Consider the following 15,484-nt stretch of genomic DNA (forward strand, 5'->3'; position numbering starts at 1 on the left):
TTGGAGTTTGAAACAGATGCTATGAAAAGCAGTTAATGTCGGCAAATCGTTTTTTCATGACATGGAACAATATTATTAACTAATGGGTGATACCATTGGGATTATATGAATTGTGTGGTTTGTTGAGTCTGCAATTCTTAGGAGGAAGTTATGAAAAAACTAATAACAAGCTTATTATCCTTAATGCTCGTTGTGACATCGTTCGCAATGCCATTTAGTGCAACCTATGCAAACGAAAATAATAAGCAAGATGGAAATCTCAGTGTTGCGATTCCATCATATAATCCAACAACGGGATGGGCACCCGGTGTAGTAAATGAAATGAAAATCAGTGCTGCTTTTACCGATTCTTCAAATATCGGTAAAAAGGTTAGAATTACGTTACCCGAAGGGCTGCGTTTTGAAAAGATACCTGTAGCAACTCCTAATGATATTGTAGACAAAGAAGTCGATACTTTAGCGACATGGTCTGGTTATATTGACAGTATGACCCACCCAGTAAGACACCCAGAGTACAATTCGTACAATGGTGTTTTAGAGTACACAATTGAATCATCGATTTCATCGTTAAAGATGGACAGCATTTCAATTTCAGTTGATATGACTGTCTATTATGGTGCTAAAGAATTCAAAGCATCGGAAGGCAATGGAATCAAAGTTGAGCTACTTGAAGATGAGACGGTCACATCAAAAATTGATATGGATGTAAGCAGTAAAACAAGTACTGTTCTAAGATTATACACAGATGGAAAGCAATTAAAAGGGCTTCCAGAAGATGGCGTAAAATACACAAGTTATGCTCCATACGTCTATCGTGATGGTGCGGGATATGGTCAAGCTTTTTACTTAAAAAAAGGATATTTTGAAACGCCTTATCCAGAACAAATGAAGATAACTGGTGTACATGGAAGCCCATTACAAGCAACAGTTGAAAATGATGAAACAAATCGTATTTTGAAATATACATATAATAAACCAATGGTAAATGGCATCCCAGGTCATACATATTTTGCGTATACTGGAGCATCATTTGTCATGGAAATTCCATCAAGTGCAACACCTTCAATTAAAGGAACTGATGGAAAATATATTCCATATAAAGCTGCAGCACCAATTACTGCACAGGTTGAGGCGTACGACGGAAAGTTAATCGATATCACAACAAATAAATATGTTGTTGAGCATACAGTTCTTGATCCAAGCGATCCGGAAGTTAACAATGAACGTCTTGAATTGTCCACAGTTGTTCGTAATTTCAGCGTTGGAAAACTTCCAGCAAACGGCGAAGAGTACAAAATAACCGCAGATACATTCCGTTTTGTTAATGGTGCGAAGCCGAAAGTTAACCAATGGATGGAGTATACCATTAATGAGAACTTCCAAGTTGATGAAATTTCATTCCCAGTAAGTTTTGGTCAGCCAAAACCAAAAGAATTCTACTACAAGACGAATTTTGATGCCGAAGGCGCTCCATTGAGAAAAGCAACTTCTACGCAAATCGTTACAACAAGAGCAAATGGCTCAATCCAAGGATATGGTATTACGCGTGACACTGTTGCCTTACAAAACAATGAATACATTGTTTATGCGAAAGTGTTTGTTGGTAATATTGGCGTTCATAGCGGTGGAGAAGCGAATTTTGTTACAGCTTCAACGCTATATGCATTTGGGAAATTAGTGGATGATCCCACAATCACTTCAGCACCTGTATCATTAAGAACATGGTCAGATGACGGGAATGGTGGGGTACTCGCTAATTCAGAAAACTATAAAGAATCGTATATCCGACGTGACGAGAACGGACTTGAAAACCTTAACTCAGATATTACTAAAGGAAATAACGGTTCAGTAATTGCAGGGGGAATGGTTGGTTCTGAAAAAGTTGATCCTCTTGATGTAACTGTGAACTTAAACTCGCGTAATTACTACAACTACAGTGGTGGAGCCTTAATTATTCAAAATCCGACCATGTATATTCGTGTGCCGAAGTATACAGATGCAGGCATGACAGATGTGAGTGGTTTGAGTTTGATTGAAAACAGTATTAAAGTTACCCAAGCAAACAACAATGATCTTGAATATGAAGTAAGTGGTCCAACTTACAGTAGTGTAGATGGTTCCGCAATCTATAAAGTAACTACTAAGAATGCAAACTATGGATTCTATTTTGGGAAACGTGCAGCAGGAACTTCAAAAGCGCCTTATGCACTCAACAGCATTCAACTACATTACAAACTTGAAGCATCTATTATTGGTTCTGGAACGTATGACTATCGTGATATGGTGTTTTTTGAAATGACAGATGGTCGTGCATTTACACCAGGGAGTGCCCAAGCGGGTAATGTTCCGGATCCTTTCGATGTTCGTGGCGATGGTAAAGCAGGTTCTATATCACGCGTTAATACTGCTTCTCTAAGTGTAATATCGCAAAAAGCCTTGCTGATTGATACATACTTTAAGAAACAAGGCAGTGATTATCGTGAACCTGCATACAACCCGACACTCGGAAATGCCGTTGATTTCACTGCGGGTTCCGAAGCCGGTTACTTCGTGGATATCATGAATAACTCTGGGGAGGCGATGACCGAGCTTACGACCTATGTCCCTTCTCCAAAAACAGGCATTGATTTTGGGGATCTCATTCATGGTGAGGGTGGCGAAACCTTCAACTGGGATATGACCATCATTCCTGTCTACGAAACCGAAGTGTATGTTCGTAATGATGCAGGCGTTATCGTGAAACTGGAAGATGGCCCAGAAAAACAAGCCATTGAGAATAAATATAAAGTTTCCTATTCCAACACGGCACGTGATGAGAACTTCGCCGAGGCAACCTTTGATCAATCCTCGCCCAATGGTGAAACAACCATGATTCGCATTAAGAATGTGGGTGGTATGGATGATGGGGAACGTATTGTCTACAAGTTTACGTATCTTATTGCGGAAACAAGTCAAACAATTAAAGATCATCCCGAAAAACTCACGACTGTGAATGCCTTCCGTCCGTACTATAAGTTCAAGTCTGCAGCGGCTTCGGGTTCTAAAGCAGGAACCCTTGCAGCAGGTCGTCTTGAAATGGCAGAGATTAGTGGAAAACTCTTCTTAGATAAAAACCAAAACGGTATCTTTGATGCCGGTGATGAAGTCTTAGATCAAGTAAACATCAAAGCCCAAGCGAAGAATAAAGATACAGGCATCTTTGATGGTGATATCTCTGAGGGCATGACTGATGAGAATGGTCATTATAAACTCGATGTTGCCGTGGGTGAGTATCGTGTTGATTTCAATGAATTACTCTCCATGGATGACTATGAAGACTATCAATACTTCACAATTCCAAAACAAGGAAGTGATGATATTGTGGACTCGGATGTTGCGTACATCACCAAAGATGACTTGATTGCCGGTACGGTTGTGGTGGACTCACTCGATGATGTGCATGCAAGTGCCATCTCTGCCGGTGTGCTTGACTATCAAGGACAAGTCAAAGCCGACAGCCTTGAGGATGTGGAACTCCTGGCACCACTCAGTGGACCGCAATCCTTACCGCAAACACAAAGTGTCGAGTTTACCCTCACAAACATCCTTAATATGGATCTGATTGATCAAGATTCCTTAGTATGGACAAGCTCTGATAACACCGTTGCCACAGTCGCTCAAAACAGTGAGAAACTGTTTGGTGGTGATATCACGGCGAAGAAAGTCGGTGTGACGACTATCACTGTCACATTCAAGGATGTCTTTGGAAATGACCAAACACTCAGTGTCAATGTCAAAGTGAATCCAAATACAGCCCCTGAATTTACCTTCCCAACAGCCGGTAAAACGGTAACTTTCGAAGCGAAAGCCAATACAGAAGCAAACAAGATTCAAGCATGGACGGATGTCTTTGCAGGCCTTGAAGCACATGACGGTGAAGATGGAGAAATGACCGATAAGATTGCTTACTCTGTCTTACCAGAGAACTTTGATGTCAGTGTCGCTGGAACTACAGAAATCATCATCAGTGTTACCGATAGTGATGGAAACAAAACTCAAGATACCTTAACGGTTATCGTAACGGATACGACAGCCCCAGAACTTACAATCACAAACAACCATTTATACATCCTTCAAACCGATGTAAATGAAGGTGTGGAAGCATCGTGGGTCAAAGAACACGGAGTCATTAGCTACAGTGATATTGTCACTGCCGAAGAGGACCTAACAGTAACCTATGCAGGCTTATCCAGTGTGAATACAACGACACCGGGTGATACACAATTCAGTGTCCGTGTTGTGGATGAAGCAGGGAATGATGTTGAGAAATCTGTCACGGTCACGATTGTACCGAAGATGAGTGCCAACGCAAGCATTACCCTTATTCCAAGTGAAGTCGCAGGTGCAGATTGGAAGACGTTATCTGGAGTGGTTGCTTACAAAGTATCCCCAACCAGCAGTGTTCCTTATACAGTGTTTGATATCGATGCCACAAGCGTCTTGACAACACCCGGAACCTACACCTTAACCATCACAACCGAAGATGGCCAAACAACGACAGTATCTGTAGTCGTCGTGGGTGCCAGTGTTGAAAACTATGATCTTTATGTCAACTTAGATGATGTGAAAGATGAAGCATGGTTCATTACGGAAGCAGGCATTGTCGCATCTCCAGTCAGTGGTTCTGTAACGAACCTTGATTTAAGTGGTGTTGATTTCACAACAGCCGGTGATTATGACATCACCATCTCAGTAAGCTATGATGGCAAAACAGGAACCCTTGATCAAACACTCAAGGTCCATGTCCTCCCTTACTTAAGCGCGAAAGCCGTTGTGATGGATGCCCAAGGACTTACAGCAGAAAATCTTGCTCAGAAAATCTTAACCGCATCCCAAGCAGTCGCGTATGATACCAGCGATGCAACACAGAAAGTGGCCTACCCACTGACGCTTGAAGCAGGGTATACAGTGGACACCAGTGGTGTTACCATTGCGAATGGTGAGTACACAGCCGTGATTACAGCTCCCAATGGAGAAACAGTCAGTGTCAGTGTGAAGATTACGGAAGATGCCACCATCAGTGTGGATTCCCCACTGTACTCACGTACCGGAACGGTTCGTGATATGGACTGGATTAAGCATGAATCAAACATGAGTTGGACCCCTTCAAACCGTGTACCAACGATTAATGGAACGGTTGATTATACAACCGCAGGAACCTACAACCTCTCTGCAGCTATTACCAATGGTACAGATACAGACAGTGCAGCGTTCTCTGTGATTATCATGGATAACATGAAACCAACACTCGAAAACTTAGTCATCAATGCGACTGAAGTATCAACACTCAACTTGGTTGAGCGTGTCGGTATTAAAGCGTACGATCTAAGCAATCCACTTCAAGCGGTTGAAACAGCGGTGAGTGTGGGTGGTGAAACCATTCAACCTGTTGAAGGAACCTACAATGTAATCTTCACAGCTGCTGACAATACACCGGTCAATTATACCGTTACGGTAGTTGAAACGGTTACTATCAAAGCAGACCATAGCGACCTTTATGTTCGTATGGGAAATGTGAAAGACACTGCATGGATCGCAAGTGAAGCAGGACTTACAATCACACCGTCAACCTTAACCCCAACCTTCACAGGAAGTGTGGACTATGGTGTTGCCGGAGATTATGAAGTAGTGTTACGTGTTGCGAAGTCGGATACTGACTTTGCGGAAACAACCATTACCGTTCATGTCGTTGCACCAATCAGTGGTCATGATATTGTGGTGAATGCCACAGATGTAGCGGGACTTGATCTCTCTGCACTGGTACAACGTACTGAAACCACATCATGGATTGTGGATGATGCCCATACAGCCCATGTCGCCTTGGCGAATGAGTATACCTTGGGAGGCGAAACCATTCTGAATACAGAAGGGGATTATGCTATTACCTTAAGTACATCACAAGAAACAAAGAACATCAATGTAACTGTAATTGAAGATTTAGAACTGAATGTGACTCATGAGAAACTGTATGTGAAACAAGGTGATGCGAAAGATGCATCATGGATTGAAACAACAGCGGGAATTACGTCTGGTCCATTAAGTACCGTCTTGTCGATTGATGAGAGTGCTGTGGATTATGCAACTGCAGGAATCTATGATGTCGTGATTACGGCAGCACGTCCTGACAACAGTGCACAACTCACAGAAACGATCAAACTTGAAGTTGTCCCAGCAATGAGTGGAACACAAACCCTCAGTGTGGATATTGAAGACTTGAAGACGATGGATAAGGATGCAATCCTCGCAATGGTGAGTCCATCGGCATGGAATGTAGCGGATGGTATCTCAAAGACAGTCGTGACATCCTTTACAATTACCGAAACGATTAACGAAGTGGTTGGAACCCAAACACTCACCGTCGTCGCTAACAATGGGGAAACACTCAGTGTGACCCTCACGGTTACAGAGATTGTCCCAGACCTTGAACTCAGTGTGACCAACACCACCCTTTATGTAAAAGAAGGCGATGTGATTGATAACACATGGATTCAAGACAAGGCTGTGGTAAGCTTCAGTCCAAGCAACGCAGTAATTAGCGTTGATGGAACAGTCAACACAAGTGTTGTCTCAGCACAAACAGTCACAATTCGTGCGAACTTCCGTGATCAAGAGAAAACACGTGTTGTTACTGTGCATGTATTACCGAAAATGAGTGTAGATACAACAAGTATCTCCCTTCCATTAAGTGAACTATCTGAAACAAAAATCCTTGCAATGGTAAATGCGAGCGCATGGAATACAAACAATCCACTGAGTGCGGAAATTGTCACAGGATTTACCGTTGAGAACATGCCATCGACATCGGGAACATTCAATAACGTTGTGATTAAGGCAGCCAATGGCGAGTCCGTCACAGTGAGTGTTACCGTAGTTAATGACATTGTGGCAACAACGGAGTATTCAATTATTGCCGACAGTGTGCGTATCAATATTCATGACTTAAAGAATGCGGACTTCATTGCATTATCCAATGCAACCGGACTAAAGACAGTCAAGAATACCGATGGCGATGTCCTTTATACAGAAGCAGCACCAGTCTCTGTGAAGAGTGCATTACCTGAAACAGTCGGTACATACACGATGACACTTCAAGCAGGAACTACAACAAAAGATATTCAAGTGGTTGTCTACGATACAGGATTCTTAGAAATCCAAGCGAAAGATGTCAGCATGAAGTGGTCTGAATTTAGTTCCATGAGTGAAGCAGAACTGGAAGCAGAACTCTTGAAACGCAGTGGAGCCAAAGTTGTGAATACGACAACAGGTGAAGAGTACGGAAGCGACGCGATTGAAGTGAAACATAACTTGAAGAGCGTGGTAACAGGACCTGGAACCTATGAAGTATCCTTGAACTATTCGTTGAACCAAAACAATTTGGGTGTGCGATCGAAATATGCACGAAGCAATGAAAGTGTTGTGGAGTTTTCATCAAAAATTACCTTAACGGTTGATAATGATACTGAAAACCCAGCAGTCCCTGTGAACCCAGGAAAGAATGATGGCACAAACAATCCATTACTTCCAGGAACAGGAATGGCACCCGTTGCACCAATTTATGCATCAACGATTGCGTTACTCGGAGTCTTGATTCTTGCAGTCAAGAAACTACGCGAGGAATTCAATAGGAAATAATGAATTGATTGAGCCCCGCCCGACACAACTGTGATATTGGGTGGGGCTCTTTGAATTCAATATATAGTTGGAAAAAAAAGTAGGTTCATGCCCTCAACAACTGTGTTTGTTACAAATTGCATTATATGTTAAATGTGCGTGTTAAAATTAGAAATGTGAGAATTATGATTCTTGCACATTTAGAATTAACAAATAACGATAAACACATTAAATTTGGAGGGACTATGAAAAAAATATTTACGATTGCCGCAACATTATTGATTCTTGTTGGATGTGGAAGTAGTAAAACTGAGACTGTAACAACAGCTTCCTGTGAGATGGATAATGATGGCGCACTTTACCGCAATGAATTTCAATCAAAAGATGGAGCACTAACTGGAATGATTCAACAAGTCACATTGACCAAGGAATTCTTTGGCGATCGTGATGTTGAAGCAGTCAATAAAAATAACGAAACATTACAAGAACTTTACAATATCGATGGCGTTACGTATAGCGCAAATTTTTCCGAAGACAATGCAGACGCATACTACCGCGAAAAAGTTGAAATCAAAATCAATGATGAGAATGTAAAAATTCTTACAGATATCGGTTTGATTGACGCATCGTTGTTAAGTGATGATGGTGTTAAATTGAAAGACACAAAAGCAATCATAGAATTTTATGAGACACTCGGATATAACTGTTTATATTAATCTGAGCATTGAGAGGAAAGACAATGAGCAAAATACTTTTAGTAGAAGACAATCCCGAATACTTGAAGTTATTAGAGCGTATCTTGACACGACACGACTATGATGTTGATACCGCAGATAACTCAATAACTGGAATGGAAATGTTAGCAAAAAATAAATATGATTTATTGGTTTCTGATTTGTATTTGGATACAGTGGATGGAATTAAGTTAACCGCATCCGCAAAGAATATTGATCCAGATATTAAAACAATTATTCTGACAGGGAATCCTGCAGAATCAACTGAGATGGAAGCCTTGATGCATGATGTCGATTTATATCTTGAAAAAAGCAAGAGCATGAACCTTGTGCTTAAATATATTGAAGTAGTCTTGAATTCACGAACAATTACAAGTAATAAAGATGTGGTCTTGGAATCCAAGTCACAAAATCTTACAGTGAATCTAAAGACACATGAAGTCACGAAGGACGATGAGGTTATTGATTTAACACCCATTGAATTTCATATTATACAAATGTTCTTAGAGAGAAAAAATGAAAAATTAACCCGAGAGGATATCATTGAAACTGTCTGGGGTGGAATGGAAGTTGTTCCGCGTATTATTGATGTACATATCAAGAATATCCGTGACAAGTTGAACATTTTTGCCATTGTGACAGTTCGTGGTTATGGTTACAAATGGAATGAAAAAGAATAAGAGACTCAAACAATTAGCGACTTTAATAGCGACTGCCTATGTAATTATTGCAGCGCTCTTTTTGGCGAATATGTTGAGTCTTGATGGACGTTTTGCACAGAAGGAGCAAGCGTATATCAAAGATATTGAAGGTAAAATCAAAGAAGTTCTTGCAATCAACCTCAGTGAAATGAATGGTCAACTCGATGATTTGACTAACACATATGCTGTGGAAATCACAATTGATGATGGTGTAGATGTCCTATATAATACGGTTAATTATCAAATTGGCGATGAATTGTTTGGTTCTGCGAATAAATTTATGACTTTAATTGAGTCAAAAGGACAATTTGACAATGAGGGTAAGGTACTTAATGTCTGGTATGTTATTTATAAGATGCCCGAAGGTGCGTTTTACCAATCATTCTTTAACCAACAGATTTTCCTAATTATTATTGCCTTTGCCTTGTTAAGTACTGCAACAATTTTCTTATCGAGAATCTTTATTAAACCATTCCGTAAGATACGCAAGGCAATCGAGCAGGCACAGGACTTTAATTTCGAACAAATTGAAGGTTCTGATGATGCGATTAATAAAGAATTTGGTGATTTTACAGATAAACTCCAAGATGGAATCCATGCTGTATCACGACAACATACAGAGCTAGAGACCCAACTTCAAGTTGAGCGAGAACGTCTCAATAACACATTAAGTGTATCGCGTTCGTTCATCCATGACTTTAAAACACCACTCCATCAACTCATTTTGGAAAATGATTTCTTCATTTTCCAACTCGACGAAACAAATGCTGAAGTCAAACAACTTGTTGAAATAAACAATGATGTTATCGGCAAACTGATTCATAACCTTAACGATGTATTACGATTGATGAAAGACGATGTCTATACTGAAATTCAGGCTAAAGAAGCAGTCTCAATTGAATCCATGATTATTGAAACTGTAGGTTTATTCAAGCCAACAATTCGCCTGAATAAACTGAAGGTAAACATTAGCGTTGACGACATGGAGGATATTTTTGTAAACAAACCGACTTTGCAGTTGTTAATCCATAACTTAATTTCAAATATGGTGCAGTATGCAAAACCCGAGAGCAAAATCATTATAGAAGTCTTCGCTGAGAATGAAGAAGTTCAATTTAACTTCCACAACGAGAGCAGTTTGGAAAACACAGAATACTTGTTGGCAAGTGAGCAAATATTCAATGTCGTAATGGATCAGTCTGATGGACGTCACGAGTTCAGTGGTGGAAACGGTCTGTTCTTAATTAAAGACTTAGCAACGATACTATCTGGAAGCTATGTATTGAAAATTGATGGTGAATCTGTAGATATTATTATTACGATTCAAAAGGAGGTCTAACATGAAACTTAAATTACTACTCACATTAATGTTTGGGATACTCCTTTTCGTGCCTGCAACCTATGCTGAAGAGACGCCACCTCCAGTCGATGAGGAAATTACTGAAAAGTCTTCTTCAACTGGAAAAAGAGCGGGATCGTATTATGTTGAATTCTATAGCACGGATTTTAATGGAAAGAAAATAATTAAGTCTGTGCGTTTGATGATTGAACTTCCCAATACAATTGTGAACAAGTCGTATGGTGAAGGTATTGATGCTGCCGACTTGCGCTTAAGTATTGGCGCAACAGAGCAATTAACACACCAACAACTCGTTGAGTTCTCTGGCGCGCATGCTTGGGATATTGAGTCGGGTCAAGAGATTCCGATTGATCGCGTTGTTGTAACCAAACAAACGGACAACCATTATAAAGTTGATTACTTTACAAAAAAAGGAACATCAACACGAACGACAATTCTAGAGTCTGCTAAGGTAGATTTTGCGTGGGATGATATGGTCGTAAACCCCAATACATATTACCTTATCAACAATGGTTTGATTTCATTGACTGTATTTGCAGTTGTCTTGGTACCTTTGGTGATTGCCTTAATTGTCTTTATCCAATTGGGAAGGCGAATTAAAGAGGCAGAAGAGGTCTTGTATCAAATAAAATAACCCGTAGGTTTGACCTGCGGGTTATTTCTTTATTTTCCAAAGACTTCGTTTAAGTCGAAGTGGTAAATGGATGTGTAATCGTGATAGACAGCGATATCAACGGTTTTTTGCGTGTTATTATAAACGGCAGACCAAAGCGTATCATAGACGATGTCTGAGCCTTCATCTTTCTCACCAACCATCATTACACTTTCAAGAAGTTTCATTCCTTCTTGGGGTGTCAAGATACCTTTAGTAGCGGTTAGGCGATCAACCATACGTTGGTGGCGATCATGACCGTCACCGATGTTGAATTTTTCTCCAGGAGCCTTATAAAAGTTTGTTACAGTTTGATAACTATCCTCAGGATAGATAAGGTTCATTTGGTTATCAACATATTCAACAATAACACTGTTACCATTTGCATCAGCAATTTGATAATGAAAATTAGCATTTGCCGAATCATGCATATCATAGGTATTGAAGATTTCGATTGCTTCATCTACAGTTGCTGCTTTATCTAAGACTGTCCGAATTGCTGTGCTTGTTGTAAACGGGATTTTACCCGTCTCTTGTTTTGTAGGGGCATCATCCAGAAGTAATACGCCAATCGAGAGTCCCTTCTCATTGATACCGTCCATTGGGATAAACGGTGCGGCAAGACTCAGTACTTTATTCATCATATCATTCATATCATTGGGTTGTGTAAAGCCTAAGAAGCTTAGGCTTACCAGGGACATGCTTTTGTAACCATTGTCCGGTGTTGTCTTTACGAGCATAAAAGGTGCGCGGTCCAAATCAAAGTTGCGCCCAAATATTCGATCGCCATCAGGTGTGTCAGCAGTAAATATTGAGCAACCAAGATCGGGAACTTCAATTGTAACAGGAAGACCCTTTAAGAGCTGTTTTGACACAAATTCAATGAGTTCTTCGTCAGTTTTTGCACCACTGGCAAGAAATTTATCGAGCCCATAGTCTCCTTTATACTCCATTGTATAGAAGCCGAAGTCATCGATTTTTTTAATTGTCATCACGGATTGAATATCTTTTCTGAAGATAAATCCAATGCTTGCAATCACAAGAATAAAGACACTCAGAATACCAATGAGTATCTTTGTAGATAATTTTAACTTTCTCATTATAATACACTCCTCAATCAATGAATGTACTATAACACGAATAGTTTGGTGTTCAAAGTAAAATAACACGTCTATACGAGTCAAAGATGAAGTTCACGGTAAAATTCGCAATAATATAATAACAAAAAGGAGATACAATGAAAAAATTAAGAACCATAGTAGCGTTAATATCGCTTACTCTTCTTTTGTATATCTTTCCTGTTGCTGTACAAACACATGGTACACCAGAGACTAATGCAGGAGCGACACCACCATTGGGTGTAGTACGCGATGGCGAGAAACGCTGGGTATGGAATTTAGATTATCTTGGTACTGTTATTATCATCGAAGGTATCGTTATGTTGGTGTTGTTCCAAAAGAAAACTGCATTGTAGCAATGCAGTTAATGATCTATTGCTTGGGATGAGTAGAGTGTTTGCTCTGCTTTCTTTGTTTTTCTTTGGATATAGAAATAGGTAATCGTGACAATCCCAAGTGGAACAAGAAGTAAGAAAATAACAGACATAGTAATAATCATGTAAGTGAATGATTCAAAAGAGCGATACTCCATTGCTTCATCGTCCCATTGAATTGGATCATCAGAAATCTTAGTTTCAGTCGAGTGGATGGTGATAGTAGCGCCGTTCCTTGTAGAAAATGTAATCGAGTAGGTTAAATCAGAGGTCTTCTTTACAACAACATCTTCAATTGGAATTGCTGCTAAAGTGTCACTACGCCATGCTTTGGCCTGAGCAATTTGAATAAGTTCATTGTCTGTTAGTGTTTTTGTAATACCAACCCGAAGTTGAATGTTGTTCGCAGATAGTAGTTCGGTATACCCAGTTGCAGGCAGTGTTTCAACAGGTGGCTTTTCAATTGTCGGAGAAGGTTCGGTATCAATCTGGATTCCCTTATCAATATCATCCTGACTAATACGAAGTGTCACAATTTGCTCATAGTAACGCCCCAAGTTATCAACATAAGGAATCGATATGTGATAGACACCAGGTTCGTTTATTTCATCGACTTTGTCTAAAGGTATGACAGTCTCTTCTTCCGAATATATAGGAACCAAGAAAAAAACGAACGATATAAGGATAATAAAGAGTCTACGCTTCATCTTGGTTACCACTTAAAGCAGGAATTGTAATACGGATAGTGACAGCGTTTTGGCTGGTTGACATTGTATAAGTTCCATCTAACAATTTAGCCAAATCCTTTACCAAGAACAATCCGTTACCGCTACTGTATTTATTTTCACTAGCAGGAGCATCTTGGAGTGCATTCAAAAGAACCTGACTCTGTTTCATGCGTTTCAAATTTTGATTCGTTGTTTGGTTCGTAAACTCCAGTGAGATGTTCTCACCTGCAATAATTGCGATATTGACACTTGTGTTCTTTTTGGCATAATGTGCAATATTTGATAGTAGGTTGTGGATTAAGAGCTGTACCAAAACAGGGTTTGAGTTCACAATGACAGATTCGTCCGCATTGAGAATAATTTCTAAGTCTTTAGCCGCAAAGCTTTGCCCAAAAGAACTCAAAGTTCGATAGGTTAGCGCAACAATATCGAATGGTTCTGGGTCAGATAAGTTATTACGGTTATCTTCATTGAGAATCTTAAGAATCTCGTTAATACGAAGAATAACTTTTTGGCTCAGATCTTTATTCTCAAATGCTAAGGCTAAGAGACTGTCTTCAATGTCGTCTTGATCAAGGATTGCATTATTAATCATAAGTAATTGATGAATCGGAGTTTTTAAATCATGAATGAATGATTTTGATACAACAAGGGTATTATTCAGATGCTGTTTTGCTGACTCAATTTCAAGTTCTGATTCAGTGTACTGACGTGAAGCCGTACTGATATCAGTTTTAAGCTGTGTTGTTAGATCAGCTAGCTGCTGGTTAACGACATCTTTACCTTCTGCAACCATTTCAAAATCATAGTTTTTTAGATACCCAAGCGACTTCTTAATTTTCTCTAAAGGACTTAGAAGAGAGTTAAATAGGAAAATAAATCCAATCACCAAGACAACAAATGAAACGGTCATGATAATAACTTGTTGTGATATAAAAGGCAGAATATAGATATCATCGGGAAGTTGATACAAGCGCATCAAGACTGTAAAACGATTATTGTTTACAACTACATCTCCCGTTGACTCAAACAGGATTGCTTTGGGATCCACAGCGTTATAAAACGCCCCAGGCGATAAATTCTCTGAAGACTGGTATACCACATCATTACCATGAAGCACCATAAAATCAGACGGATACTGATCCGAAATCATACTTAATTGTTCTTGTGTCTTTATTGGATAAGTACTTAGTGTGTCCTCAATAGTATGGTTGATTTCTGTAATCGTCGCATCTTCAATAGCGCGGTAACGATTGGGTAAACTGACCAGATTAAAAAAGTAAAAAACTGTAATCATTAAATAGACAATTGCTAAGGTAACGCCAATATAGAAGAGTCTATTATTACGCTTCATTCCATTTATAACCCGAACCACGGATAGTGATAATTGAGAAGATATTCATCTTAGCGCGCAAATTTTTGATATGAACATCAATCTTACGCATGTTATCTTCTGGGGATTCGTTCGCCCAGACAATCTCTACAATCTCCTCACGATCCAACAATTCGTTTTTCCTTTCCAAGAAAAGTTGTAATAGAGAGAATTCGATGGGTGTTAATGCATAGTCATCGTTGTTCTTCTTAACTGTACGATTTTTTGTATCTAAAACAATGGATTCTACATCAGAGTGCAAAACCTGCGTGTGATTTACAAATGCAGATGCAGAACTGAGAACCGTTCGAATGTATTTAAACATAACTTTCAAACTCTTAGATTTCTCTAAATAATAGTCAACATTAAAGTGTAACGACTCCAACTCAGTGTCTTCACTTGGCTTGGCTGTAAGAATAATCGTCTTAATTTGTGGATGAATTTTCTTTGCTGTTTCCACAAGGCGTATCCCGCTAATTGAATTAAGATGCAAATCCGTTAACAATAAATCATATTGATTTGTTGCGAGCGACTCCAATCCCGTGATTGAATTTTGTGCCAAAGTGACATTATATCCTTCAATTTCTAATTTGCCTTTGAGGTATAAGGCGTAATCGTAATCATCCTCAACATAAAGTATTCTTTGCATGTATTGACCTCCGTTTTCATAATAAATCGATTATATCACTCATAATAGTAGCAGTTATGAAAATGTCTTGTATGTGTTTAAAAATGTAACTAAAGGGTTTTATTAAGAAGACTTATGTAAAATGAAGAGTCAAAATATGCACTTGT

The 15,484-nt window shown here is 39.4% G+C and carries 10 protein-coding genes; 6 read left to right on the forward strand and 4 right to left on the reverse strand.

Translation table 11 applies throughout. The features are described from left to right. Window positions 1-150 precede the first annotated feature (150 nt). From G7062_RS02250 to G7062_RS02270, 5 genes are all read left to right on the forward strand, one after another. Window positions 151-7,671, forward strand: coding sequence for an SdrD B-like domain-containing protein (locus G7062_RS02250; RefSeq protein WP_166064300.1), 7,521 nt, complete (start codon window positions 151-153; stop codon window positions 7,669-7,671). Between the two features lie 224 nt (window positions 7,672-7,895). Beyond that, entirely contained in the window at window positions 7,896-8,366 is a 471-nt protein-coding gene (locus G7062_RS02255) for a hypothetical protein (protein ID WP_166064301.1), read from the forward strand. Window positions 8,367-8,389: 23 nt separating this feature from the next. Beyond that, window positions 8,390-9,064: a response regulator transcription factor gene (locus G7062_RS02260; protein WP_166064302.1), complete on the forward strand. Its 675-nt coding sequence runs from the start codon at window positions 8,390-8,392 to the stop codon at window positions 9,062-9,064. Continuing rightward, the gene (locus tag G7062_RS02265) at window positions 9,051-10,424 is read left to right on the forward strand and encodes a sensor histidine kinase KdpD (protein WP_166064303.1); all 1,374 of its coding nucleotides are present in this window, start codon (window positions 9,051-9,053) and stop codon (window positions 10,422-10,424) included. Before G7062_RS02260 ends, G7062_RS02265 begins: the two co-directional genes overlap by 14 nt. Window position 10,425: 1 nt before the next feature. Next, on the forward strand, window positions 10,426-11,079 hold the full coding sequence (locus G7062_RS02270) for a hypothetical protein (protein WP_166064304.1): 654 nt from the start codon (window positions 10,426-10,428) through the stop codon (window positions 11,077-11,079). A gap of 29 nt (window positions 11,080-11,108) precedes the next feature. Here G7062_RS02270 and G7062_RS02275 read toward each other — a convergent pair whose 3' ends face one another. Further along, window positions 11,109-12,197 (reverse strand): C45 family peptidase, encoded by a 1,089-nt coding sequence (locus tag G7062_RS02275; protein ID WP_166064305.1) that lies wholly within the window; start codon window positions 12,195-12,197, stop codon window positions 11,109-11,111. A gap of 137 nt (window positions 12,198-12,334) precedes the next feature. On the opposite strand from G7062_RS02275, the gene G7062_RS02280 reads away from it, so the two are divergent. Next, a complete protein-coding gene (locus G7062_RS02280; RefSeq protein WP_166064306.1) occupies window positions 12,335-12,571 on the forward strand; it encodes a hypothetical protein in 237 nt (78 codons plus the stop codon). Between the two features lie 8 nt (window positions 12,572-12,579). Here the strand turns inward: G7062_RS02280 and G7062_RS02285 are convergent, their stop codons facing one another. Genes G7062_RS02285 through G7062_RS02295 form a run of 3 tightly spaced genes read right to left on the reverse strand, consistent with a single transcriptional unit; the run spans window position 12,580 to window position 15,338 of the window. Continuing rightward, window positions 12,580-13,296 carry a hypothetical protein gene (locus tag G7062_RS02285; RefSeq protein WP_166064307.1) on the reverse strand — a complete coding sequence of 239 codons (717 nt, stop codon included), beginning with the start codon at window positions 13,294-13,296 and terminating at the stop codon, window positions 12,580-12,582. After that, window positions 13,286-14,671 carry a HAMP domain-containing histidine kinase gene (locus G7062_RS02290; protein ID WP_166064308.1) on the reverse strand — a complete coding sequence of 462 codons (1,386 nt, stop codon included), beginning with the start codon at window positions 14,669-14,671 and terminating at the stop codon, window positions 13,286-13,288. Before G7062_RS02290 ends, G7062_RS02285 begins: the two co-directional genes overlap by 11 nt. Then, complete coding sequence (locus G7062_RS02295; protein WP_166064309.1) at window positions 14,661-15,338, reverse strand: response regulator transcription factor; 678 nt, start codon at window positions 15,336-15,338, stop codon at window positions 14,661-14,663. Before G7062_RS02295 ends, G7062_RS02290 begins: the two co-directional genes overlap by 11 nt. Window positions 15,339-15,484 lie beyond the last annotated feature (146 nt).

Origin of the sequence: Erysipelothrix sp. HDW6C (genome assembly GCF_011299615.1) — a bacterium.
Taxonomy (GTDB): domain Bacteria; phylum Bacillota_I; class Bacilli_A; order Erysipelotrichales; family Erysipelotrichaceae; genus Erysipelothrix.